At 59.7% G+C, this 23663-nt stretch carries 21 protein-coding genes and 1 pseudogene; 5 read left to right on the top strand and 17 right to left on the bottom strand.

Annotated features, from left to right (window positions below):
* Positions 1-62 precede the first annotated feature (62 nt).
* Genes KOL99_RS11685 through KOL99_RS11665 form a run of 5 tightly spaced genes read right to left on the bottom strand, consistent with a single transcriptional unit; the run spans position 63 to position 4261 of the window.
* Positions 63-977: a DMT family transporter gene (locus KOL99_RS11685; RefSeq protein WP_216510645.1), complete on the bottom strand. Its 915-nt coding sequence runs from the start codon at positions 975-977 to the stop codon at positions 63-65.
* A 1-nt stretch (position 978) separates the two neighbouring features.
* Complete coding sequence (locus KOL99_RS11680; protein ID WP_216510644.1) at positions 979-1680, bottom strand: ABC transporter ATP-binding protein; 702 nt, start codon at positions 1678-1680, stop codon at positions 979-981.
* A complete protein-coding gene (locus KOL99_RS11675; protein ID WP_216510643.1) occupies positions 1673-2446 on the bottom strand; it encodes an ABC transporter ATP-binding protein in 774 nt (257 codons plus the stop codon). Before KOL99_RS11675 ends, KOL99_RS11680 begins: the two co-directional genes overlap by 8 nt.
* Positions 2447-2480: 34 nt before the next feature.
* On the bottom strand, positions 2481-3380 hold the full coding sequence (locus KOL99_RS11670; protein ID WP_216510642.1) for a branched-chain amino acid ABC transporter permease: 900 nt from the start codon (positions 3378-3380) through the stop codon (positions 2481-2483).
* Between the two features lie 5 nt (positions 3381-3385).
* Positions 3386-4261: a branched-chain amino acid ABC transporter permease gene (locus tag KOL99_RS11665; protein ID WP_216499028.1), complete on the bottom strand. Its 876-nt coding sequence runs from the start codon at positions 4259-4261 to the stop codon at positions 3386-3388.
* A gap of 531 nt (positions 4262-4792) precedes the next feature.
* Between KOL99_RS11665 and KOL99_RS11660 the strand changes: the two genes are divergently transcribed.
* On the top strand, positions 4793-5602 hold the full coding sequence (locus KOL99_RS11660; RefSeq protein ID WP_236026064.1) for a transporter: 810 nt from the start codon (positions 4793-4795) through the stop codon (positions 5600-5602).
* 157 nt (positions 5603-5759) lie between these two features.
* Here the strand turns inward: KOL99_RS11660 and KOL99_RS11655 are convergent, their stop codons facing one another.
* The 3 genes from KOL99_RS11655 to KOL99_RS11645 are packed head-to-tail and all read right to left on the bottom strand — an operon-like array spanning position 5760 to position 11412.
* Positions 5760-8864, bottom strand: coding sequence for an efflux RND transporter permease subunit (locus KOL99_RS11655; protein WP_216510641.1), 3105 nt, complete (start codon positions 8862-8864; stop codon positions 5760-5762).
* A gap of 14 nt (positions 8865-8878) precedes the next feature.
* Positions 8879-10120 (bottom strand): efflux RND transporter periplasmic adaptor subunit, encoded by a 1242-nt coding sequence (locus KOL99_RS11650; protein WP_216510640.1) that lies wholly within the window; start codon positions 10118-10120, stop codon positions 8879-8881.
* Positions 10117-11412: a TolC family protein gene (locus tag KOL99_RS11645; RefSeq protein ID WP_216510639.1), complete on the bottom strand. Its 1296-nt coding sequence runs from the start codon at positions 11410-11412 to the stop codon at positions 10117-10119. The genes KOL99_RS11650 and KOL99_RS11645 overlap by 4 nt, the downstream gene beginning before the upstream one ends.
* 225 nt (positions 11413-11637) lie before the next feature.
* Here KOL99_RS11645 and KOL99_RS11640 point away from each other — a divergent pair, with 225 nt between their 5' ends.
* Positions 11638-11883, top strand: a complete 246-nt coding sequence (locus KOL99_RS11640; protein WP_216510638.1) for a hypothetical protein — start codon at positions 11638-11640, stop codon at positions 11881-11883.
* A gap of 64 nt (positions 11884-11947) precedes the next feature.
* On the opposite strand, the gene KOL99_RS11635 is transcribed toward KOL99_RS11640, so the two are convergent.
* The 7 genes from KOL99_RS11635 to KOL99_RS11605 form a co-directional block, all read right to left on the bottom strand.
* Positions 11948-12700: a TerC family protein gene (locus KOL99_RS11635; protein WP_216510637.1), complete on the bottom strand. Its 753-nt coding sequence runs from the start codon at positions 12698-12700 to the stop codon at positions 11948-11950.
* A 171-nt stretch (positions 12701-12871) separates the two neighbouring features.
* Positions 12872-13729 (bottom strand): zinc metalloprotease HtpX, encoded by an 858-nt coding sequence (gene htpX / locus KOL99_RS11630; RefSeq protein ID WP_216510636.1) that lies wholly within the window; start codon positions 13727-13729, stop codon positions 12872-12874.
* A gap of 450 nt (positions 13730-14179) precedes the next feature.
* Positions 14180-15373, bottom strand: a complete 1194-nt coding sequence (locus KOL99_RS11625; RefSeq protein ID WP_216510635.1) for an ABC transporter substrate-binding protein — start codon at positions 15371-15373, stop codon at positions 14180-14182.
* 152 nt (positions 15374-15525) lie between these two features.
* Complete coding sequence (locus tag KOL99_RS11620) at positions 15526-16860, bottom strand: alginate export family protein (RefSeq protein ID WP_216510634.1); 1335 nt, start codon at positions 16858-16860, stop codon at positions 15526-15528.
* A gap of 153 nt (positions 16861-17013) precedes the next feature.
* A complete protein-coding gene (locus tag KOL99_RS11615; protein ID WP_328760168.1) occupies positions 17014-17760 on the bottom strand; it encodes an amino acid ABC transporter ATP-binding protein in 747 nt (248 codons plus the stop codon).
* The gene (locus tag KOL99_RS11610; protein ID WP_216510633.1) at positions 17747-18532 is read right to left on the bottom strand and encodes an amino acid ABC transporter permease; all 786 of its coding nucleotides are present in this window, start codon (positions 18530-18532) and stop codon (positions 17747-17749) included. The genes KOL99_RS11615 and KOL99_RS11610 overlap by 14 nt, the downstream gene beginning before the upstream one ends.
* Positions 18533-18671: 139 nt before the next feature.
* A complete protein-coding gene (locus KOL99_RS11605) occupies positions 18672-19415 on the bottom strand; it encodes a basic amino acid ABC transporter substrate-binding protein (protein WP_216510632.1) in 744 nt (247 codons plus the stop codon).
* Positions 19416-19611: 196 nt separating this feature from the next.
* On the opposite strand from KOL99_RS11605, the pseudogene KOL99_RS21910 reads away from it, so the two are divergent.
* The 3 genes and pseudogenes from KOL99_RS21910 to KOL99_RS11595 all read left to right on the top strand — a co-directional run.
* Positions 19612-19953, top strand: a pseudogene (locus KOL99_RS21910) (EamA family transporter); the annotation flags it as partial.
* Between the two features lie 27 nt (positions 19954-19980).
* On the top strand, positions 19981-20508 hold the full coding sequence (locus KOL99_RS21905; RefSeq protein ID WP_328760411.1) for a DMT family transporter: 528 nt from the start codon (positions 19981-19983) through the stop codon (positions 20506-20508).
* A gap of 109 nt (positions 20509-20617) precedes the next feature.
* Positions 20618-21670 (top strand): threonine aldolase family protein, encoded by a 1053-nt coding sequence (locus KOL99_RS11595; RefSeq protein ID WP_216510630.1) that lies wholly within the window; start codon positions 20618-20620, stop codon positions 21668-21670.
* A gap of 452 nt (positions 21671-22122) precedes the next feature.
* Here KOL99_RS11595 and KOL99_RS11590 read toward each other — a convergent pair whose 3' ends face one another.
* Entirely contained in the window at positions 22123-22911 is a 789-nt protein-coding gene (locus tag KOL99_RS11590) for an ABC transporter permease (RefSeq protein WP_216510629.1), read from the bottom strand.
* Positions 22911-23657, bottom strand: a complete 747-nt coding sequence (locus tag KOL99_RS11585; RefSeq protein WP_216510628.1) for an ABC transporter ATP-binding protein — start codon at positions 23655-23657, stop codon at positions 22911-22913. The genes KOL99_RS11590 and KOL99_RS11585 overlap by 1 nt, the downstream gene beginning before the upstream one ends.
* Positions 23658-23663 lie beyond the last annotated feature (6 nt).

The following is a 23663-nucleotide window of genomic DNA, read 5'->3' as shown; positions in this document are numbered from 1 at the left end:
GGAGAAAATCTGAGAACGTCTGAGAAAGGCCATAACCCGTTTAAAGGTTTGCTCCGATTTTCTCAGATGTTCTCCGTGGCTAATGGTTTGTCGGTTTTAGCCGTAACCCTGGTAAAGAGGTACAGCCCGGCGAAGATGATCGATCCGCCGAGAACCTGACGCTGCGTCGGGTTCTCGCCGAGGAACACGGCCGCCCACAGGATGGCCCCCAACGGCTCCCCCAGGATGCTGACCGAAACCACGGAAGCCTGCACGTAGCGCAGCACCCAGTTGAACACGGTGTGCCCGAGGATGGTGCAAACCAGCGCCAGAGCGACGAAGATAAGCCAGTCCTGACCGGGGTACGGGTAGAACGGCACTCCGCCCACGGCAGCCGCCGCACTCAGAGTAACCGCGCTGGCGCCGTAGGTGACGAAGGTGTAGCCAGTCAGCGGCAGGCCGTGGCGCAGCCTCCTGCCGATCAAAAGGTACCCGGACACCATGACCGCGGCGAAGAGTGCCAAAAGATCGCCGATGAAGGCCTGCTGCCCCACCTGGAAGTCGGTGGCACCGATCACGACACTTCCCACGAAGGCCAGGAAACAGCCGTAGAGCGCCTTGCGCGGCACCCGCTCCTTGAAAAAGATCCAGGAGCCGAGCACGACGAAAAGCGGTTGGGTGGTAACCAGTACCACGGAGCTGGCGATGGAGGTGTACTTGAGCGAGATGAACCAGGTGACGAAGTGCAGCGCGAGGAATACACCGCTGGCGGCGGAGAGGCGGACCTGCCGCGCAGTCATGCCGCGCAGGGCGGGCGCGCCGCCCCAAAGGGTGAAGGGCGCGAGGAAGCAGAAGGTGAAGATGAGCCGGTAGGCCGCGATCACCAGGGGGGGAGCCGTGCAGACCCTCACCAGGATGGAGGAGAAGGAGACAGCAAAAACCCCTACCAGGATGGCCAGGTAGGGGTTGATCCAAGGTTTGGTTGTGGTGTCAGACACCCTACTCTCCCAGGTAAGCCTTTCTCACTTCGGGGTTCGAGGCGAGTTCCTTGGCGTCGCCCTGCAGCACCACCTCGCCGGTCTCGAGGACGTAGGCGCGATGGGCGATGGAGAGCGCCATGTTGGCGTTCTGCTCGACGAGGAGGATGGTGGTGCCGCTGGCGTTGATCTCCTGGATGATCTGGAAGATCTGCTCGACCAGCATCGGGGCGAGGCCCATGGAGGGCTCGTCCAGGAGGAGGAGTTTCGGGCGGGACATGAGCGCCCGGCCCATGGCCAGCATCTGCTGCTCACCGCCGGAAAGGGTCTTGGCGGGCTGCTTCTTGCGCTCGTTAAGGCGCGGGAAACGTTGGAAGATCTTCTCCATGTCGGAGCCGATCTCGCTGTCGCTTCTCGTATAAGCGCCCATCTCGAGGTTTTCGAGCACGCTCATCTTGGCGAAGACGCGGCGCCCTTCCGGGACCTGCGAAATGCCCAGCTTGACGATCTCGTGCGGCGGCAGCTTGGTGATCTCCTTGTCCAGGTAGGTGATCTTGCCGGCTACCGACGGGACGATGTTGGAGATGGTGTTCAGGATGGTGGTCTTGCCGGCGCCGTTGGCGCCGATCAGCGCCACGATCTCACCCTGGTTGATCTGGAAGGAAACGTTTTGCAGCGCCTTGATGGCGCCGTAGTTCACGCTGATATTCTCTACCTTAAGCATCCGCTGCTCCTTTGCCGAGATACGCCTCGATGACCTTCGGGTTCTTCCGGATCTCTTCCGGAGTACCCTCGGCGATCTTGACACCGTAGTCGAGAACGGCGATGCGATCGGAGATCCCCATGACGAACTTCATGTCGTGCTCGACCAGGAAGACGGTGATGCCGGTCTTGCTGATGGCCTTGACCATCTCGGCGAGAACCAGCTTCTCCTGCGGGTTCATGCCGGCGGCCGGCTCGTCCAGAAGAATGATCTGCGGCTTGATGGCGAGGGCGCGGGCGATCTCGAGGCGACGCTGCTCGCCGTACGGGAGGTTCCCCGCCAGTTCGTAGGCCTTGTGGGTCAGGTCCACCTGCTTCAGACAGGACATGGCCAGTTCGGTCAGTTCCTTCTCCTCGCGGCGCACCCACGGCAGGAATTTGAGGGCGGCGCCGGTGAGGTCGAAGCTCCCCTGGGTGTGGGCGCCGATCAGGACGTTCTCGAGCACGGTCAGCTGGGTGAAGAGCCTGATGTTCTGGAAGGTCCTGCCGATGCCGGAGGCGGCGATCTTGAAGGCCGGCTTGCCGGAGATGCTCTCACCCATGAAGGAGATCTGTCCCTCGGTCGGGGTGTAGATGCCGGTGATCAGGTTGAACATGGTGCTCTTGCCGGCGCCGTTGGGCCCGATCAGGGCCATGATGTTCCCCTTCTCGACCTCGAGATTTACCTTGTCCACGGCGACCAGGCCGCCGAAGCGGATGGTGACGTTATCGAGTTTAAGAATAGCCATGCGTTACTCTCGTTTCGTGAGTTATTTAAGTAAGTTACTTTCCAGCCGGCTTCCTGCCGATTGCCCGCAGCAGCAGTTCGGTGACGTTGACGCCGCCCAGAAGTCCGTTGGGGCGGAACACCATCAGGAACACCAGCAGCGCGCCGTACACCAGCATGCGGTACTGGGACATGAAGCGCAGGAATTCCGGAGCCGAGGCGAGCACGGAGGAGCCGATGACGGCACCCGGGACGCTGCCCAGGCCGCCCAGAACGACCATGGCCAGGATGTCGACCGATTTCAGGAAGCCGAAGTCGGAGGGATTGATGTAGCTCAGGAAGTGCGCGTAGAGACCGCCGCCGATGCCGGCCATGAAGGAGCCCAGCGCGAAGGCCTGGATCTTGTAGCGCGCCGTGTTGATCCCCATGGCGTCGGCCGCGATCTCGTCCTCACGGATCGCCTTCAGAGCGCGCCCGAAGCGGGAGTTCTGTACGAAGGTGACGAGGACTATGGCGAGGATGGCCACCACCCATACGTAGATCGGCATCGGGATGGAGGTTTTTGCCGGCGGCACGGTGAGGCCGAGCGCCTTGTTGGTCGGCTCGAAGTTCAGGAAGAAGACCTTGACGATCTCCGCGAAGCCCAGCGTGCAGATGGCCAGGTAATCGCCGGTGAGCCTCAGGATCGGGAACCCGATCGCCGCCGCCACGATGGCGGTCACCACGCCGGTCACGGCGAGGTTGGCCACGAAGGGAAGGCCGGTCTTGATGGTCACCATGGCGCTGGTGAAGGCGCCGATGCTCATGAACGCGGCGTGCCCCAGGGAGAGCTGCCCGGTCAGGCCGGTGATGACGTTAAGCCCCAGCGCCAGCACGATAGCGATGCCGACGTTGACGAGGATCTGCAACATGTACGGGTCGATCGAGCCGACCAAGCTGTTCAGGAAGTCTGCCATCGAATCTATACCTTCTTTGTAATTTTTTGACCAAGCAGGCCGGTCGGCTTGACGAGGAGCACCAGCACCAGGATGGTGAAGGCGATGGCGTCACGGTAGGACGAGTAGCCGATGGCGACGCCGAACACCTCGGAGACGCCCAGGAGCAGACCGCCCAGCATCGCGCCGGGGATGGAGCCGATCCCGCCCAGGACCGCGGCGGCGAAGGCCTTGAGGCCGGCCATCAGCCCCATGTTGAAGGAGACCGCGTTGAAGAGGACGCCGACCAGCACCCCGCCGGCCGCCGCGAGCGCGGAGCCGAGGGCGAAGGTGAAGGAGATGACGCGGTTCACGTTGATCCCCATCAGCGCCGAGGTGTTGTAGTCCTCGGAGGTCGCACGCATCGCCTTGCCGATCTTGGTCTTTTGGACGATGAACTCGAGGCCCATCATGAGGACCGCCGAAACACCGATAATGAGGATCTGCAGGGTGGAGATGTCGGCGCTCCCGACATGGATCTGCCGCACCGGGAAGGCACCGTCCGGGAAGCCCTTGGCGTCTGCACCGAATACCATCAGCGCCAGCGACGAGAGGAAGATGGAAACGCCAATCGCGGAGATCAGTGCGGAAAGGCGGGACGACTTCCTCAGGGCGCGGTACGCGATCAGTTCGATGAGGACCCCCATGATCATGCAGAAGATCATGGCACCGATGATGGCGACGAAGACGTTGACCTTGAAGTAGGAGACCAGCAGCAGTCCGATGAAGGCCCCGACCATGAAGATCTCGCCGTGGGCGAAGTTGATCAGGGTGATGATCCCGTACACCATGGTGTAGCCGAGGGCGATGAGCGCGTAGACGCTCCCCAGGGCCACGCCGTTTACTAGCTGTTGTAAGAACATGTCGACTTCCTTCCGACTGGATTTGTCTGACCAAAAATCACGACCCGTCATCGGGCCGGGATCAAGGTTAAATTTTACTCAAAATAAAACAGGGGAATAGCTACCGATGTATACCATAAGCGTTTGGAAATAAGCAAGCTGTTGGTAAACCTGATACGGATTGGCAAATAAGTCAGAGGTTGAAAATAGAACACGAGCAGGCTCTCTAATGAGTGGCCTGACCCCCGACCGCGCGACACTTTACAACAGCTCTGACGGTTTAGTAAAGGCAAACTTTTGATCAAACGGAAAAAGAAGTAAAAATTGTCGAAATGTTCTACAGGGAGGCCGCCCCCCAAACCAGAGTTTCCAGGCGCGGCACCTGTTTGATCAGGCAAAGACAAGGGGGGGGAACACTGAAGGCATGAAGGAGGAGGCGGCTTGAGGAGTTGTTGCGAGTGTGGCTTGTTTTGCTTAAAGCGATGCGGCATCAGGGCCGATAAACTATAAAGTGGCGACCACGTCACCCCATCTCAAGTCAGGAGACTTCCTATGCCAACCTCAGTCAGAACGTTACTCGCTCTTGCTATTTTTATGCTCATGCCGGCGGTCAACGCCTACACGGCTGAGGAGAAGAAGATCCAGGACAATTCCTTCCTGATTGAGGAGGCATACAACCAGGAACCGGGCGTGGTCCAGCACATCCAGTCGTGGCAGTACATGAAAGGCGGCGGTTGGCTCTACACGTTCACTCAGGAATGGCCGGTACCGGGGCAGACGCACCAGCTTTCATACACGTTGCCTGTTCAGCGGACCGACAGCACTCCATCGGAGACGGGGCTGGGTGACGTACTCCTCAACTACCGCTACCAGGCCCTGTTCACGGAAAAAACCGCCTTTGCGCCGCGGCTCTCCCTCATCCTGCCCACTGGCGATTATCACAAGGGGTTAGGTGCGGGCACCGTCGGATTCCAGACCAACCTCCCGGTCAGCGTCGAACTCAGCGACAAGGTTGTTACCCACCTGAACCTCGGCTTTACTTATGCGCCCGACGCCAAGGACGAAGCGGGTAACAAGGCTGATACCGTTGGCATGAATTACGGCGCCAGTGTGATCTATCTTGCAAGTCCTAATTTCAACCTCATGCTGGAGGTCGCAGGTACCTCAGGGCAGTCGGTGACCGGCCCCGGCACCACGAAATCAGAGTCGGCGCTGTTTGTAAATCCCGGTGTGCGGTGGGCGATCAACTTCGCCTCGGGTCTCCAGATCGTGCCGGGAATCTCCTTTCCTATCGGCGTTGGCCCGAGCGACCACGAATACGGGGTTCTCGCCTACCTCTCGTTCGAGCACTCCTTGTTTTGATCCCGGGTGTAGTACTGTTCCGGGCGCGGAGCACGACAGTAACCGTTGCCAAAAAAAAGGCGCCATAGCACGAGGAGGAGTGCTATGGCGCAATTACATTACATCGTTTGAACCGTTACGTTTATTGTGAACCTCCTCATGCCGTACGCTTGGCAGGTCATCGAACTTCAGCGTCGTCCTTCTTCTCGAACCACCCGTAGACCGATGGGATAATCAGCAATGTCAGCAAGGTCGAGGTTATCAGACCACCGACCACGACGGTCGCAAGGGGCTTCTGGATCTCGGACCCGGTACCCGTTGCCAGCAACATGGGCATGAGGCTGAAGATCGCTATGGAAGCCGTCATAAGGACCGGTCGGAGCCGATCCAGGGCTCCCTTTCGTACCGCTTCTTCAAGACCAAGCCCCTCCTCCCGCAACTGGGCAATGCGGGATACCATCACGAGGCCGTTCAGCACCGCGACCCCGAAGAGGACGATGAAGCCGACCGATGCGGGCACCGAAAGGTACTGCCCCGAGAGGAACAGCGAGAAGATCCCGCCGATCAGCGCGAAGGGGAGGTTCGAGATCACCAGGAGCGCGAGGCGAATTGAACGGAAGGTGACGTAGAGCAGCAGCAGAATCAGGGCGACCGCCACCGGGCCGATGATCATCAGCCTGTTCATGGCGCGCTGCTGGTTTTCGAATTGCCCGCCCCAGGTGAGGTAGTAGCCGGAGGGAAGCTTGACCTGGTCCTTGATCTTCTGCTTGGCTTCAGCTACGAAGCTCCCGATATCCCGGCCACTCACGTTCATCTCGATACCGATCCTTCTCACCCCGTCCTGGCGGCTGATCTGCACCGGCCCCTCCACCATCTTCACCTCGGCCAGTTGGTCAAGAGGTATATTCATGCCGGACTTGGTGGAGATGAGGAGGTTCTGGATCGCTTCCAGTGAATTTCTCTTCTCCTCCGGCAGCCGGACCGTGATGTCGAAACTGCGGCTCGCCTCGTAGAAGGTGGAAGCGGCCTTTCCTGCCACGGCGATTTCTATCACCTTCTGCACGTCGCTTATGTTGAGCCCATAACGGGCGATTTTGGCGCGGTCGATGGTCACGGTGAGATAGGGCTGCCCGGAAACCTTCTCGGTGTTCAGGTCCGTGCCGCCGCGCACCGTACCCAGGATCTTGGCGATTTCGGCGGACTTGTCGCGCAGCACGTCGAGGTCTTCGCCGAACAGCTTCACGATGAGTTGGGCGCGCGTACCCGCCACCAGTTCGTCGATGCGGCACTGGATCGGCTGGCTGAAGCCGAAGCTTATGCCCGGGATGGTCTCAAGCGACTCCCTCATCTCGTTGGTCAACTCCTCCTTGGAGATGTCACGCTTCCACTGCTCCTTCGGCTTGAACACGCCGACATACCCGGTCTTGTCGGGCCCGCGGGTGTCGAGGGCGACGCCGGTCTGCCCGATCCGCCCCACCACCACGTCCAGCTCGTCGAACTTCTTCAGCTTCGCCGTGGCCTGCTGGTTCACCTCGAGAGCCTTCGCCAGGGAGACCCCCGGGAGCATGGCGATGTCCATGTCGAAGGAACCTTCATCCATGATGGGCATGAACTCGGTGCCAAGCCTCGTCACCAGGAACAGCGAGAAGGCCAGCAGCCCCCCCGCAACGGCGAGAACGACTTTCCTTTTATTCAGCGCGTACTCCAGAAGCGGCAGGTACTGCTCCTTGGCGCAGACCATAATCCGGCTTTCCTGCTCCGGCTGCGGTTTCAGGATGATGCTGCAAAGGACCGGGATGATGAAGATGGAGAGGAGCAGCGACGCCAATAGCGCGATGGCGACGGTGATGGCGAGGGGGCCGAACATCTTCCCCTCGATCCCCTCCAGGGTCAGGATGGGGATGAAGGTGAGCGCGATGATGAGCTCCCCGAAGATGCTCGGCTTGCGCACCTCCATCACGGCCCTCAGTACGGTTTTAAGCTTCGGCTGCCCCTCCCCCGCCTCGCTCAGGTGTCGCTGCACGTTTTCCACCTGGATGATGGTGGTATCGATGATCATGCCGATGGAGATGGCGAGACCGCCGAGGGACATGAGGTTCGCGGTGATGCCGGTCAGCTTCATCACGATGAAGGTCGCCAGAAGGGACAACGGCAGCGCCATGAGCACCACGATGCTGCCGCGGATGCTGTTCAGGAGAAGATACAGGACCACGAGTACCAGCAAGGCGCCCTCGATGAGCGCCTTGTTCACCGTGGCGACGCTCGCCTTGACGATGTCGCTGCGGTCATAGTACGGCACGAGCTTCACGCCCTCGGGGAGCATGTTGCTCTCGTTGATCTCCTTAACCTTGGCGGCTACCCGGGCCACCACGTCGCGGCTGTTTTCACCGCGGAGCATCATCACGATGCCCCCTACCGCCTCGCCCGAGGCGTCCTTGACGGCGGCACCCATGCGAACGGCCTCGCCGATTCTTACCTGGGCCACGTCGCGCAGGTAGACCGGCGTCCCCCCCTGCGACTTGAGGACGATATGTTCGATGTCCCAGGTGCTCTGGATCAGGCCAACGCCACGCACGATGTACTGGTCGCTGTCGCGTTCCAGCACGTTGCCGCCGACGTTACTGTTGTTGCTACCGATGGCGTCGTGCACGTCGTCCACGGTGACACCGTACTTGATTAATTTGTCAGGGGAAACCACCACCTGGTACTGCTTGAAGTAGCCGCCGAAGGAGTTGATCTCGTTGACGCCCGGGACGCTCTTCAACTGCGGGGAGACCACCCATTCCTGGACGGTGCGCAGATTGGTCAGGTATGCCCGCTTCGCATCCGGGTCCTGCGGCGCCTTTCCTTCAAGCGTGTACTGGTAGATCTCCCCCATGGCGGTACCGATGGGGCCCATGGCCACCTCGACCCCCTTGGGGACCTTTTCCCGCGCCTCGGCCAGCCGCTCGAAGACCAGCTGCCGCGCGAAGTAGATGTCGACGTTGTCCTTGAAGACCACGGTTACGATGGAAAGGCCGAACTTGGTGACGGAGCGGAGCTGCTCGATATCGGGAAGGCCGCGCATCGCCATCTCGATGGGATAGGTGACGTTGCGCTCGATCTCGACCGCCGAGAGCCCGTCCGCATGGCTCACCACCTCGACCTGGATGTTGGTTACATCAGGGAAAGCGTCGATGGGGAGTTTTTGATAGGAATAGAAGCCGAAGACGACGATCACCAGCGCCAGGAAGATGACCATTCCCTTCTGCTTCAGCATGTAAGCAACTGTTCTTTCAAGCATGGGTGCTGGTCTCCTTAGTGGTCGTGTCCCGCGATCTCGCCCTTTAATAACTCTGATTTAAGGACGAAGCCCCCCTTAACGGCCAGCAGTTCGCCTTCCTTGAGACCGGAGAGGACTTCGACCATGCCGCCGGAAGCACGCCCCAGTTCAACCTTGCGCGGCTCGAAAGCGGCGTCCCCTTCGGCGACGAAGACGAGCTTTTTCCCCTCCAGCTCAACGATCGCCCCTTCCGGGACGGCCAGAATCGGCGCAGCATCCGCCGCGGTAGCCAGTTCCACGGTGGCGAACATCTCCGGTTTCAGCTTTCGGCCGGGATTGGCGACCTCGACCCTCGCCTTGATGGTGCGGGTCGTCGGGTCGACGACGTCGGCCAGGTAGGTGATGCGGCCACGGAACTTGGTCTCCGGAAAGGCACTAACGACAACGGTCGCGGCTTGGCCCCGGCGCACCTTGGCCGAATCCTTTTCATGGATGTCGACCAGCACCCAGACCGAGGAGAGATCTGCGATGGTGTAAAGACTCTTGGCGGGGTCGGAGAGTTCGCCCACGATGGCGTGCTTCTCGGTAATGACGCCGCCTATCGGGGCGCGCACCGGGAGGAGCGGTCTTCTGTCCGCCTTCAGGTCCGCCGCCGAAACGCCGTACAGGGCGAGACGCTCCTGATCGGTGTGCAGTTCGGTCTGCACCGTCTTGTAGTCGGTCTCCGCCTGCAGTATCTCCTTTCTTGCCGCGATCTTCTTGTCCACCAGGGCCTTCACACGCTCCATGTTGGACTGGGCCAGGGCGAGCCGGGTCTTGGACTGGTGGTAGCGGCTCAACGCCTCGCCCAGTTCAACGCTGTCAAGGGTCGCCAGCACCTGCCCTGCCCCAACGCTTTCCCCAAGCGACGCCCGCACCGCCACGATCTTGCCGGAAATGCGCGGCGAGACGTGCGCGATCCGGTCGGCATTGGCCTCGACTTTGCCGGTGGCACTGATCACGCCGGGCATCTGTGTTTTCTTGGCGGGAGCCACCGCCACCCCGCTTTGTTTCTGCACCTCGACGGCCATCTTCACGAGCTTTTCGCCATGCTCGTCGTGCCCCTTCCCTTCCTTCCCCTCGGCGTGGCCGCCCTTCTCTTCGGCGTGCCCTGGTTCCGCATGCTCGCCATGTTCGGCCTGTTCGGCACCTCCGGGGGTATTGATGAGACGGTAGGCGACGCCGCCACCGAGTGCTATTGCCAGGACCAACCCGATGATGATTCCCTTCTTGTTCACTGCGCACCTCCGTTGATGTCAGCGGCGACTGCCGATTGAAGTCTATTGAAAGCTACCTCCCTGGCATGCAGGGCGGCGAGGTAGTTGTCGCTGACCTCGAAGTATTTCTTCTGCTCCTCGATCACCGCGACAATGCCGACCTCACCCAGGCGATAGGCCTCCTGCGTCAGTTTTAGGTTCTCGTCGAGCTGACCCAGGATGTTGGAGCGGTACAGGGCCCGTACTTTCTCGGCGTTGACGAGGCTCGCGTGGGCCGTCTCCACCTCGCGTTCCACGTTGGCGACCGCACCCTGGAAACGTACCTCGGCGCTGGAGCGTTTCGCCCGCGCCTCCTGCTGCCCCGCCTTGTTGCTGTCAAAGACCGGGATCGGCATGGAGAGCTTGAGGCCGATGGTGTAGGCAGTTTCCTTCCCCTCGACACCACCGATCTCCATGGACGAGGCGTCGCGACTCACAGCCACCCCGGCGGTGAGATTGGGGATCCCTTCTGCATCGGCGAGTGCGACCTCCGCGTCGCTTTTCCCGAGCGTCGCCTGCAGCGCCTTCAGGTCGGGACGGTTCTGCAGGGCGACCTGCTTCAGGTCAGCCGCCCCCTTGGCCGGAACATCTTTGGCCTCAAAGGCGCCGCTCAAAGCGGGTGATTCACCCGGGGCAAGAGCCATCAGCGTGAAAAGCTTCGCCCTGCTGTCGAGCAGGCCCCGCTGCAGTTCGATCAGGCTCCCCTCGCTGCGGGTCAGTTCGACCTTCACCAGGTACATCTCCAGTTCCGGGATGTCCCCGGCGGCGAGCCGGTCTTCGGCGACCTGGAGCAATTGCCGGTTAAGTTCGATGGCACGCCGCGCCAGGCCCACCCGCTCCTGGGCAAGCAGCACGTCGCAGTAAGCGCCCTGGACCTGCTCCGCGAGCAAGCGCTCGCGATCGGCCAACAGCCAGCGGAAAACCGCCTGATCGCGCTCAGCTACGGCACGACGCTTATTTCGTTTGTCTCCCAGCAGGAACTCTTGCGAGATCCCCAGGGAGAGGTTGTTGTCGTCGCTGCTGCCGGTAAGTGCGCCACTGGCCGCTTCCAGTTCCAGCGTAGGATTGGGGATCACCCCGGCACGAACAGCGGCAGCGTCAAGGACACCGGCTTCTTTGCGCAAGGAGACGAGCTCCGGGTTGCTGTTGAGCGCTGCTGCCACGGCCTGCTGCAGCGAAACCGGCTGAGGCTCGGCAAATACGGGTACGGCTGCCAATAGAGACAGGGCGACGGCCACGGCTAGGCGCGCGCCCCTGAAGGCGGTTGTTGCCAAGAAAAACCTCCTGCATGCGTTTTGGGATAAACGAAGAAAATGGGCAGACCACGGCGCGACTACGCCAGGAGAACGAGCTCCGGCAAAGGACGTACTACGGCCGTGAAAGGGGTGTTAGGCGCGTGACTGCGGGGGAACGAACTTGGAAAGGAAAACTTCGGGTATGAAGGTAAAGCGGTCGAAACTTTGGAGTGCGGCGAAAACAGGATGGTAGCCGAGAGAGAAATGACCAACGCTCAGCGAGACATGGCAGGCGCAGTCACAGCAGAAGTCACAAACGTCATGGCCGGCATCCCCCTGCAAAGGGCAGTCGGGGGTGTCGCAGCCATGGTCGACATGGGAATCGGCCTGCACGCAGTCAGTGACGGCCCCGCAGCGCTCCAGTGCGTGCGCGTTGTCACAGGCTCCACTCAAAAAGGTGCAGAAGATCACTGCGAGCAGCAGGAAAGAGAAAAATTTGATAGGGAATAACTTACGCATGCACTGGCGAAGATAACGAATGAGTACAGAAAGTGTCAAGACAAAAGGGCGAATGCTATTCGCCCCTCTCCTCTGTGTCAAGATGCGGCTCATGCAGTTTGACCGGCGTGCCCCGCCTCATCCTCAGGTTGAGCATCTCCACCATCACCGAGAATGCCATGGCGAAGTAGATGTATCCCTTGGGGATGTGCATCCCGAAGCCCTCTCCAATCAGGGAGACGCCGATCAGGAGCAGGAAGCTCAGTGCCAGCATCTTGATGGTCGGGTGCCGTTCAACGAACGCGCTGATCTTGCCGGAGAAAAGCATCATGAAGCCGACGGCGATTACCACGGCGGCGACCATGATGAAGAGCTGGCTGGCCATGCCGATCGCGGTGATGATGGAGTCGAGCGAGAAGACGATGTCGAGCAGCAGAATCTGCACGATCACCGCGCCGAAGGTGGCGCCGACGCTCGCGGCGTGCACCACCTCTTCCCCTTCGAGTTTCTCGTGGATCTCGATGGTGCTCTTCCAGATCAGGAACAGACCGCCGCTGATGAGGATCAGGTCGCGGCCGGAGATGGCGTTGCCCAGCAGGCTGAACAGCGGCGTGGTGAGCCCCATGAGCCAGGTAAGCGAGAAGAGCAGCGCAATGCGGATGAACATCGCCAGTCCCAGCCCGGTCAGTCTCGCCCTCTCCTGCTGGGCCGGGGGAAGCTTGCTCGCCTGGATAGAGATGAAGATGATGTTGTCGATGCCGAGCACGATCTCCAGTGCGCTCAGGGTAACCAGGGCCATCCAGACCTGCGGGTCGGTGAGCCAGTCCATTGTGTCTCCTCTATATCTAATTTGTGCGTGGGTTCACAGCCGCTGTAGGGGCGAATAATCATTCGCCCCCCTTAGCCGCCCCATGATCTCTCTGGCCATCGCCACCGATCAGGGCACGGTGGCTGGGCGAATAATTATTCGCCCCTACAGCAACGACAACGATGGCGCCAGTTACCTGCGCACCGCCATCTGCTCCAGCCGCGCGATACGCTCCTCCATCGGAGGATGGGTGGAGAAGAGCGCCATCACCCCTCCGCCGGTCAACGGGTTCACGATGAACATGTGCGCCGTGGCGGGACGCGCTTCCTGCATGGGAAGCTGGTGCGAAGCCATGTGCAGTTTCCTGAGCGCGGCGGCAAGCGCGAGCGGACGACCGCAGATCTCGGCGCCGGTGGCGTCGGCCAGGTATTCGCGCGAGCGGGAAACAGCCATCTGGATCAGCATGGCCGCGATGGGAGCGATGATGGCCATGGCGAGCGAGCCGACCAGGCCACCGATGCCGCCCCCCTCCTCATCGTCGCGTCCCCCCCCGAACATGGCGCCCCACTGCAGCATGTTGCCGATCATGGAAATGGCGCCGGCGAAAGTGGCCGCAATGGTGCCGATCAGGATATCGCGGTTTTGCACGTGGGCCAGCTCATGCGCCATCACCCCTTCCAGCTCTTCCGGCGACAGGATGCGCAGGATCCCTTCGGTCGCGGCGACCGCAGCATGCTCCGGGTTGCGCCCGGTGGCGAAGGCGTTGGGGCTGTCGGAAGGGATGATGTAGACCTTGGGCATGGGGAGCCCGGCCCGGGCAGCCAGGTTGCGCACCAGGTTGTAGAACATGGGGTGGTCCTGCGGGCCGATCTCCTGGGCGCCGTACATGCTCAGGACGATCTTGTCGGAGAACCAGTAGGAGAAGAAGTTCATGCCCAGGGCGAGGACGAAGGCCATCATCATGCCGGACCTGCCGCCGAGGGCCTGTCCCATGGCAACCATGAGCACGGTGAGAAGAGCTAACAGGAACGTCGTTTTCAGTCTTTGCATAACATTTACCTCTACGAGAGTTATGTCCCGAAGGACTTGGTTCAACCGAGGGTAAATAAAAAAGACCTTTACCCTAGGCGCAGTTACCAGGATAAAGGTCTTGTTGACAGGTTAACTGTCCCGGCTCCGGGTCTTGCGACCGTATTGACGAAGTCCGGGTCGGCCTTTTCTCTGGCCGATAACTACTCCCCTTTAACGATTTGAAATATAATTTTTCCTATGCCAGTTGTCAAGGGCAATCGCAAACCCAAAAACCTCAAGCAAAGACACAAGACTCAACGCAAAGACGCGGAGCCGCAACGACGCAAAAGTAAAGACTTTTTGGTTTAAACCCGATGCTGACTTTGCGCCTTAGCGGCTTGGCGCCTTTGCGTTAATAGCCTTTCGCTTTTTCCCAAAAAAAAACGGCCCCTGCCGAAGCAGGGGCCGTCGTTACTGCAGGGTCAGGCATTAGTCCATCTTGACGGGTACTTTTGCCTTGAGGACGAACTTGCCGTCCTTGACAGCCAGGAGGCTCAGCGGGCTCTTGATCGGCTCGCGGTTAGCCTGCATGCTGATGGTGCCGGAAACGCCTTCGAACTTCTTGGTCTGTGCCAGAGCGGTTTTGAAGACTTTCGGGTCAACGCTGTTAGCACGTTTCATAGCGTCGGCCAGCAGCATCACAGCGTCGTAGCCCTGGGCGTCGAAGAGGCCCGGAAGCTCGCCGTTGTGCTTGGCTTTGAACGCCTCGATGAACTTGGCGGTAGCGGGTGCTGCCTGCTCGGTGGAGAAGCCCAGAGCGGACATGGAGCCCTCGACAGCCGGGCCGCCCAGCTCGATGAATTTCGGGGAGAACAGGCCGTCGCCGCCGAACATCGGAGCCTTCAGACCCTGCTTGCGGGCCTCTTTCATGATGAGAGCGCCTTCGGTGTAGTAACCGGAGAACAGGATGACATCCGGCTTCTTGCCCTTGATGTTGGTGATCTGGGCGGAGAAGTCCTTGTCGCCGTCTTTCACTTTCTCGTCAGCAACGATCTTGATGGACGGAACCTTGGCGGCTGCGTCGCGGAAGGTCTGGGACAGACCTACGGAGTAGTCGTTGTTGTCGGAGGTGACGATGGCGACTTTCTTGAAGCCGAGGTCTTTCGCGAAGTACTCGATGCAGGCCGGGATGGCGATGGAGTCGAGCAGGGTGTCGCGGAAGATGAAGTCGCCCACTTCGACGACGCCCGGGCCGGTTGCGCCTGCGGAGAGGAGCACCACGCCCGCTTTCTGCGCGATCGGAGCAGCAACCTTGGTGATGCCGGTAGTCGGGTCGCCAACGATGGCGGTGACGTTGTCGCGGGAAATGAACTTCTGGGTTACGGAAGCGCCTTCCTGCTTGTCGCCGCGGTTGTCGGCTTCGACGATCTCGATCTTCTTGCCCTGAACGCCGCCAGCAGCGTTGAGCTCGTCGGCAGCCATCTTCATGCCTTCGAGGGTCGGCTTGCCGAACATGGCCACGTCGCCGGTGAGGGCGCCGAGGAAGCCGATTTTGATGGTGTTGCCAGCCGGTGCTGCAGCCGGAGCTGCGCCTTCTTTGGCCTCTTCTTTCTTCTTGCAGCCGAATGCGCCAACTGCCAGCATCGCTACGAGCAGCAACGCGCTGATCTTTTTAAAGCTCATGCAGACTACCTCCTTGGGTTGATTTATCACATTGTTAGGTCCAGCTTCTGTACGTCAACAGATTCTAATTGTCACTACTCGTTTGTCAAGACAGTGGCACTGATTTTCCCCTCTCCGGCTCTGTTCAAGCCGGAGAGGAAGAAGTATCTGTCTTAGAAGTTGTACTTGACAATGAGTTTGGCATCCCACGGGTTGTCTGCGTCTTCGCCAGCGCTGATGCCTTTGAAGTGATCGCCGAGGAAGAGGTAGCCGGCGCGGGCGCCGAGGGTCACGTTCGCGGTCAGCTTATAGTAAGCTTCTGCGTTGATTTCGGTGCCGAGATATTTGCTGTCGCCGTTGGCGCTACGTGCCTGCAGGTCCTTGGCAACGGCAGCGAAGCCTGCGTTGGCGCTGGCGGAAACCTTGTCGTTGAAGGTGTAGTCGTAGCCGAGGGTACCCATGATGACGCCTTCTTCGTTGTTGTTCACATCGTAGATGATGGCGTTGTCGATGGTGGTCGCGTACTTGTCGCGGCCCAGCATGATCATTTCGGAGTCGTAGAACTGGCCGCCCTCGGTAGCACCGTTATCGGAGGAGGGTACGTAGAAGGCGTTCTTGCCGCCGGAAACGTAGAGGAATTCGGTACGAGCGGTACCGCCGGCAAGCGGCATCTTCGCGCCGACGTTGAAGGCGTAACCTTTGGCGTCACGATCGGTGGTGATGTCGCCGAACTGTTTCACAGCGAAACCGTTCAGAGCAACCGAGCCCACGTTGGCGGCAGCGTTCAGGCCAAGAGTGTGGACTTTGGCATCCGGGTAAACGGTGTAGAAGCCCGGGGTGTGCTGGTCGCGGATGAAGTAGTAGGCCGCACCGACAGATAGGTCTTTGGAGATGTTGTACTTGCCGTCGAGGGAGTACATGTCGAAGGTGTTTTTGCCGAGTACGTCTTCCCCGGCCTTGCCGGCATCAGCGGAGTCATGGAAACGGAAGTAACCGGCTGCGATGCTGGCATTGGAGTATTCGTGGGAGAGAAGCACACCGGCCATGTCGGCGTCGAACAGGATCCCCTTGAAGGAATCGTTGTACGGCATCATACCGATTTTGGCGTTGACCAGCGGGTAGTTCAGGTCGAGGTAGATGTTCTTGGTCTCCATGTTGACGGAGTCGGCACCCAGAGCGCCCCCGGAGCCACGTGCAGCAGAGTTGTCATGTGAGTTGGGAGCATAGGAGCTGTTGCCCCAGAAGTTGTAGTCGAACTCGAACTTGGTGACCAATTTGACGTGATCATCTGCCTTGGCGGTGTAGCCCAGCCGGAAACGCTGTACGAAGTAGTTGGCGGTCGGGGCGTTCTTCTCGATGAGGTTGGTACCTGCGAAGTTGCCAACATCGAAGAACGTGGTGAATGCGCCGCTGAACTGGTTCTCGAGAGCGAGAGCGGAGCTTGCGGATGCTGCGGTGAGTGCGGTTGCGATGGCTACTACTAACAGCTTCTTGTTGCTTTTTTTCATACTGCCTCCTCGTTGTGTAGTAATTGCATTACAGCATTTTTAAACTGTGTTGCCCGGTAAAACTGAGAAGAACCCTATCCCCCCTTTCATTGCAATGAATGAGAAACCCCGGATACAGAACTGGCCCCTACCGACGCAGGGGCCAGGGATAAATTACAATATCTGGCTCAAAAACAACTTGGCGCGCTCGTGCGTGGGCGCGGTGAAGAAGTGCTCTGGAGTCCCCTCCTCCACGATGCGACCCGCGTCCATGAAAATGACGCGATCGGCCACCTCGCGAGCGAAGCCCATCTCGTGCGTGACCACGGCCATGGTCATGCCGTCCTTGGCGAGATCCTTCATGACGTCGAGCACCTCCCCGATCATCTCGGGGTCGAGGGCGGAGGTCGGCTCATCGAACAGCATGAGCTTCGGATCCATGGCGAGCGAGCGGGCGATGGCCACGCGCTGCTGCTGACCGCCGGAAAGCTTGCCCGGGTACGACTTCGCCTTGGCAGCAAGGCCCACGCGCTCCAGAAGCGCCATTGCCTTCTCCTCGGCCTCCTGCTTCGAGCGCTTGCGCACCACGATCTGGGCGAGCGTCAGGTTCTCCAGCACGGTCTTGTGAGGAAAGAGGTTGAAGGACTGGAACACCATGCCCACTTCCTCGCGAACCTTGGTGATGTCGGTCTTCGGGTCGTAAAGGTCCATGCCGTCGACCACGATGGTGCCGCGGTCAATCTCCTCGAGCCTGTTGATCGAGCGCAGCAGCGTCGACTTGCCGGAACCGGAAGGCCCGATGATGACCACCTTCTCGCCGTCGTAAACATCCAGGGAGACCCGGTCCAGGGCCCGGAAGGAGCCGTAGACCTTGATGATCTCCTTCGCCTCTACCATTTTCCTGCGGCTATTTGTTGACACTGACACGCTCCTCCATTACGCCGATGATCTTCGAGAAGAACAAGGTGATGATCAGGTAGATCAGCGCGATGACCGTGTAGGTCTCAAAATAGGTGAAGGATTCGGAGGCGTACTCGCGGCCGCGACGCAAAAGGTCGGCGACAGCGATGATGGAGACCAGGGAGGAATCCTTCAAAAGAGCAATGAACTCGTTGCCAACCGGCGGGAGGATCACCTTCACCGCCTGCGGCAGGATGACGTGGATCATGGTCTGTCGGCCGTTCATCCCCAGGGAAAGGGCGGCCTCGCGCTGTCCCTTGGCGATGGACTCGATCCCGGCGCGCACCACTTCGCCCATGTAGGCGCCATAGCAGACGGCCATGGCGATTATGGCGGAAAGGATGGCCGGAACCTTAACAATGGTGCCGAGCGCGTAGTAGATGTAGAAGATCTGCACCAGAAGCGGAATGCCGCGGATGACCTCCACGTACAGGGAGGCGACGCCATTGAAGAACCGGTTCTTGGAGATCCGGCCCAGGCCGGTGATCAGGCCGATGACGATGGCCAGGAGTATCGCCCCGAGGGTCACCTGGAAGGTTACCGCGATGCCGTCGGGAACGAACTTGAGAATGTTGAGGTACGGGTCCGGCCTGCTCCAGACCAGGTAGGCAATGGTGCCGATGGCGCCAAAGAACGCTATGCGCCAGGCGGTGAACAGGCCGCGGTCGCTTTTACGGGGAATGGCGGCGCCGTCCCCTACATCGATGATCTGCTTCTTTGCTTCAGTACTCATGCTTTCTTGTGACCGTCCCGGGCCGGTGTACCGGCTTTTGTTGATGCACCGCTATACTGCGGTTTCTGTTTAAAGAAAGCTCCTGCAGAATCGGTTACTACTGTCGGGTAGTGTTCCGTTCTGCAGGAGCTTTGAGGTGTTACTTAAGCTGCCACTTCTTCTTGAGCTGTACGTCGATCTTCTTCTTCTGAACCGCCGCGATCCCCTTGTTCAACTGGGCCACCAGTTCCTTGTTCCCTTTCTTGACCACGATGCCATAGGCCTCCTTGGTGAAGGACTTGCCCACGATCTTGAACTTGGAGCTGTACTCCTTCTTCTGCAGGGCGTAGGTGATGGCGGTCGGCTCGTCGCAGACGACACCGGCGATGCGGCCGGCAGCCATGTCCTCGAAAGCAAGACCGACTTCGTCGTAGGTTTTCAGCTCGACGCCGGCAACCTTCTTGACCTCCATGGCGCCGGTGGTGCCGATCTGGGCGCCGATCTTCTTGCCCTTCAGGTCGGCGATCTTGGTCCCCTTCTCAGCCTTGGGTACCACGAGGATCTGGCCGATCTGGACGTACGGGTTGGTGAAGTCGTACTTGGCCTGGCGCTCCGGGGTGATGGTGACCGAGGAGATGATGGCGTCGTACTGGCCAGCTTCAACGCCGGCGAAGATACCGTCCCAAGCGGTGTTCTTGAAGGTGACCTGCAGGCCGGCCTCTTTGGCGACCGCGGTCATGAAGTCGATGTCGAAACCGACGATCTTCTTGTTGGCGTCAACGAACTCCATCGGCGGCCAGGTTGCGTCGGACGCAACGGTGATCGCCTTCGGTGCGGCGAAAGCCGCGGACACAAAACAGAGTCCCAAAGCCAAAACTGCAGTCAGAGTACGAAGTGCTTTCATGCTTCCTCCCTAAATTGTCTTTAATATTAAACGGCATACACCATTTAGCTTACCGCCGCATACTTTTAAAGCTATTCCACCCTCTTGTCAACCACTTATTAATTTGGCGTTGCGCTCGTTTTAAGCTCATGTTAACTTGTCTTACCACAATTTAGTGAATTCAAGGTTTTATGAGGTCAAAATTACTTTGGGATCTATGAAAAAATTTCGTGCGGGTATACTTCTTTTGATAACGACGTTCTTCTGGGGCGTAACTTTCACTGTGGTGAAAGATGCCATCAGCAAGGTGGACGTATTCGTTTTCCTATCTCAAAGATTTCTAATTGCAGCTGCAATCATGCTCCCCATAGCTTTAACACGGACTAATAGAATAAAAATTAAGCTGTTCACACACGGAACTATTCTTGGAATATTCTTATTTGCTTCCTACGCCTTCCAGACCGTCGCCTTGAAGTACACGAGCGCCTCGAACACCGGCTTTTTGACCGGCCTGAGCGTTTTACTGGTGCCGCTGTTCGGTGCCGCCATCTTCCGGCACTCCGTAGGAACCGGAATCAGGTGGGGTGTGGGGCTTGCCACTCCGGGACTCTTCCTGCTGTGCACCGACGGCAGCTTGAGTTTCAACGTTGGCGACATCCTGGGGGCGATATGCGGGGCGTGCGTCGCGCTGCATCTCCTCTACACCAGCCATTTCACCCGCCACGCCGACAGCGACGTCTATCTCCTCACCACGTTGCAGCTTTCGGTGGTCGGCGTACTGAGCCTCGCCTCGGCGTCGCTGCGCGGCCAGGAGGTTTTCGTCTGGCACCCTGAATTGCTCTGGACCCTGGTGGTCTGCGTGCTGATAGCCACCATCTTCGCCTTCCTGGTGCAGACCACGATGCAGAAGTGGATCAGCCCGGCGCATACGGCGCTCATATTCTGCACCGAGCCCGTTTTCGCCGCCGCCTACGCCTACAACGCCGCCGGCGAGCGACTGGGCGCTCTCGGGTTCCTGGGCGCGGCACTGATCCTCGCAGGCATGGTTGTTTCTGAACTGCTCCCTGACGGGCCCCAGGATACCGAGGGCGTGACCGTCGCCGCCGAGGGGTGATGCTCACTTATCGGTTGACACCGGTTTCGCCTTATAATAATTTTTTCGATCGGACCACACCATCCTAAGACGCACGAGCGGCGACGCCGCCGCGCCAGAAGGGGAAGCGATGATAAACACGGGAGACCACAGCGAGCTCAAGCACCATTTCGCCAGCGACAACTACGCGGGGATCTGCGCAGAGGCATGGCAGGCGATGGCGGAAGCCAACAGCGGGCTGGCCAGTTCCTACGGCGACGACCGCTGGACCGCCCAGGCGTGTGAGAAGATCCGCGAGGTTTTCGAGACCGACTGCGAGGTTTTCTTCGTCTTCAACGGCACAGCGGCCAATTCGCTGGCGCTCGCCTCGCTGTGCCAGTCCTACCACTCCATCGTCTGCCACGAGATGGCGCATATCGAGACCGACGAGTGCGGCGCCTCCGAATTTTTTTCCAACGGCACCAAGGTGCTTTTGGTCCCGGGCGACAACGGCAAGATCAATCTCGATGCCGTCGAACACACCATCACCAAGCGTAGCGACATTCATTACCCCAAGGCTCGTGCATTGAGCATCACCCAGGCCACCGAGCTCGGCACCCTGTACTCCGTGTCTGAACTCCAGGCGATCGGGGAACTGGCGAAGAGGTTCGACCTGCGGGTGCACATGGACGGTGCGCGTTTCGCCAACGCGGTGGCCGCCCTGAACGTCGCGCCCAAGGAGATCAGCTGGCAGGCTGGCGTCGACGTCCTCACCTTCGGCGGGACCAAGAACGGCTTTGCCGTTGGTGAAGCCGTGGTCTTTTTCAACAAGGAGCTGGCCTACGAGTTCGATTACCGCTGCAAGCAGGCCGGTCAGTTGGCCTCAAAGATGCGCTTTCTCACGGCGCCCTGGATCGGCATGCTGGAAAGCGGCGCCTGGCTCAGAAACGCGGCCCACGCCAACAGCTGCGCGCGTCTCTTGGCCAACGAGATCAAGAAGATACCGCAGGTCCGCATCATGTTCGAAAGCCAGGCCAACTCCGTATTCCTGGAGATGGCACCGGAAGCGCTGGAGGCGTTGAGGGGTCGCGGCTGGCACTTCTACACCTTCATCGGCTCGGGCGGCGCCCGCTTCATGTGCTCCTGGGACACCAAGGTGGACGAGGTCGCCAACCTGGTAGCCGATATCAAGGCAGTGGTTTAAAAAGGGCAATTGACCATAGACGACGCAAAGAAGGGGCGCTGACTGCAATCAGCGCCCCTTCTTCATTCAGCTCGCGGCCCCTCCGCCCCCCATCTCGGCGAAACATGCACGCATGTCGGGGAAACATGCGTACTTTTCGCGGAAGCATGCATGCATTTCGGTAAAAGATGTATGTTTTCCACAAGAACATGTATGTTTCTCACAAAAACACATATGTTTTTCATCAAAACATGTGTGTTTCTTATCAAAACATGCACGTTTTTCATCAAAACATGTGTGTTTCTTACCAAAACTATGTATGTTTCCATCAAAACATGCACGTTTTTCATCAAAACATGTGTGTTTCTTACCAAAACTATGTATGTTTCCATCAAAACATGCACGCATTTTGGTGAAACATGCACGCATGCAGGCCAAACGTGCTGACATGCCGGGGAAATGCGCGGACGAGCTTACTCCCACCGTTCCAACTGCTGAGCCTTGGTGAAGTAGCTCCGGTAGCCCTGCATGACGATGAGATAGGCGGTGATGGCGACGGCACCGGTGATGGCGCACATGATGGCGACCTGGTAGCGAACGGCGACCATCGGCTCGGTGCCGGAGAGGATCTGACCGGTCATCATGCCGGGCAGGGAGACGATCCCCATGGCGGCCATGGTGTTGGCGGTCGGCATGATGGCGGCACGGAAGGCGTTTCGTAGCGCCGGCTTCGCCGCCTGGCGCGCGCTCGCCCCCAGGCAGAGCGCGGTCTCTATCTCCTCGCGCCGCTCACGCATCTCCGCCCCAAGGCGCTCGGCGGCGAGGCTTGCGGCATTCATGGAGTTGCCGATGATCATCCCCGCCAGGGGGATCAGGTAACGCGGGTCGTACCAGGGGGAATAGTGCACCACCAGCGAACAGAAGACGAACGTGACGCCCCCGCAGCCGATCAGGAGCGCCGTCCCCACCACCTGGTAGAAGCGCGGCATCTTCCGTTTGATGCGCGCACCGATCACCTGGAGCGAGAAGCCGCCCATGACGAGCAGGATAGCCAGCACCGGCAGCGGGTGCCGCACGGCGAAGATGAAATGAAGCAGGTACCCAACCGCGAGCAACTGGAACACCATCCGCAGCGAAGCCCAGAGCATCTGCCCTTCCTGGCCGATCCGCTTCAGCTTGGCGAGCCCGATCGCAACCAGAACCAGGCTGTAGGCGACGACGAGGTCGAGAATGCCGAGATTGACCAAGCCCTGATTGTCCATCACCCCTCCCCGTCCGAAGGTTCGGATAGGAACATCTTCAACTCTGTGGTGGCCGGGTGCGCCAGCAATTCGGCTCCCCTCCCCTGCTCCAGGATCCGCCCCGCTTCCAGGTAGAAGCAGTAGTCGGCCACCTTTTCGGTCAGGCGCAGATCGTGAGTCACCATGATCATGGTGAGGTTTCGGCCGTGGCAGATCTCGCGCAGGGTGGCGGCGAGTTCGTCGGAGGTCCTGCGGTCCAGCGCGCTGGTCGGTTCGTCCAGCAGTAACACCTGGGGCTTGGTGATCAGGGCTCGCGCCACGCCGACACGCTGCTGCTGTCCAAGTGACAGGGAGCGTGCGTCCCGTTGCAGCAGTTCACGGTCCAGCCGCGCCAGGGTGAGTACCTCGGCAACCGCAGCGCTTTCTGCGGCAGGTGGTACCTCGTGCCGGTAGCGGAAGGGCATCTGCAGGTTATCGAGGACCGTCCCCTCGAACATGAAGGGCTTCTGCGGCACCAGCGCCACCAGCCGGCGCATTTGAAGCGGGTCCATGGTGGCGATGTCGGTGCCGCCAACGGATATCCGTCCGCCGCTCGGCTCGGTGAGCCGGTTGATCAGCCGGATCAGCGTACTCTTCCCGCCTCCCGACGGCCCGATGATGGCGGTTATCTCCCCCGCCTTGGCGGTGAAGGAGATGCCATCCAGCAACGTGACGCTGGCGCCATCGGCGCCGCGTCCTAAAAAGGAGACATCATCAACCGTGACCATGTCTGT

This window comes from Geomonas azotofigens, assembly GCF_018919395.1.
Lineage (GTDB): Bacteria > Desulfobacterota > Desulfuromonadia > Geobacterales > Geobacteraceae > Geomonas > Geomonas azotofigens.
This window is presented reverse-complemented; position numbering and strand designations above follow the sequence as displayed.

Excerpts from the sequence above, each read along its gene's own strand:
- KOL99_RS11680 (WP_216510644.1), bottom strand. The coding sequence starts at position 1,680 with ATGCTTAAGGTAGAGAATATCAGCGTGAACTACGGCGCCATCAAGGCG.
- KOL99_RS11675 (WP_216510643.1), bottom strand. The coding sequence starts at position 2,446 with ATGGCTATTCTTAAACTCGATAACGTCACCATCCGCTTCGGCGGCCTG.
- KOL99_RS11670 (WP_216510642.1), bottom strand. The coding sequence starts at position 3,380 with ATGGCAGACTTCCTGAACAGCTTGGTCGGCTCGATCGACCCGTACATG.
- KOL99_RS11665 (WP_216499028.1), bottom strand. The coding sequence starts at position 4,261 with ATGTTCTTACAACAGCTAGTAAACGGCGTGGCCCTGGGGAGCGTCTAC.
- KOL99_RS11660 (WP_236026064.1), top strand. The coding sequence starts at position 4,793 with ATGCCAACCTCAGTCAGAACGTTACTCGCTCTTGCTATTTTTATGCTC.
- KOL99_RS11655 (WP_216510641.1), bottom strand. The coding sequence starts at position 8,864 with ATGCTTGAAAGAACAGTTGCTTACATGCTGAAGCAGAAGGGAATGGTC.
- KOL99_RS11640 (WP_216510638.1), top strand. The coding sequence starts at position 11,638 with ATGACCAACGCTCAGCGAGACATGGCAGGCGCAGTCACAGCAGAAGTC.
- KOL99_RS11635 (WP_216510637.1), bottom strand. The coding sequence starts at position 12,700 with ATGGACTGGCTCACCGACCCGCAGGTCTGGATGGCCCTGGTTACCCTG.
- htpX (WP_216510636.1), bottom strand. The coding sequence starts at position 13,729 with ATGCAAAGACTGAAAACGACGTTCCTGTTAGCTCTTCTCACCGTGCTC.
- KOL99_RS11625 (WP_216510635.1), bottom strand. The coding sequence starts at position 15,373 with ATGAGCTTTAAAAAGATCAGCGCGTTGCTGCTCGTAGCGATGCTGGCA.
- KOL99_RS11620 (WP_216510634.1), bottom strand. The coding sequence starts at position 16,860 with ATGAAAAAAAGCAACAAGAAGCTGTTAGTAGTAGCCATCGCAACCGCA.
- KOL99_RS11610 (WP_216510633.1), bottom strand. The coding sequence starts at position 18,532 with ATGAGTACTGAAGCAAAGAAGCAGATCATCGATGTAGGGGACGGCGCC.
- KOL99_RS11605 (WP_216510632.1), bottom strand. The coding sequence starts at position 19,415 with ATGAAAGCACTTCGTACTCTGACTGCAGTTTTGGCTTTGGGACTCTGT.
- KOL99_RS11595 (WP_216510630.1), top strand. The coding sequence starts at position 20,618 with ATGATAAACACGGGAGACCACAGCGAGCTCAAGCACCATTTCGCCAGC.
- KOL99_RS11590 (WP_216510629.1), bottom strand. The coding sequence starts at position 22,911 with ATGGACAATCAGGGCTTGGTCAATCTCGGCATTCTCGACCTCGTCGTC.
- KOL99_RS11585 (WP_216510628.1), bottom strand. The coding sequence starts at position 23,657 with ATGGTCACGGTTGATGATGTCTCCTTTTTAGGACGCGGCGCCGATGGC.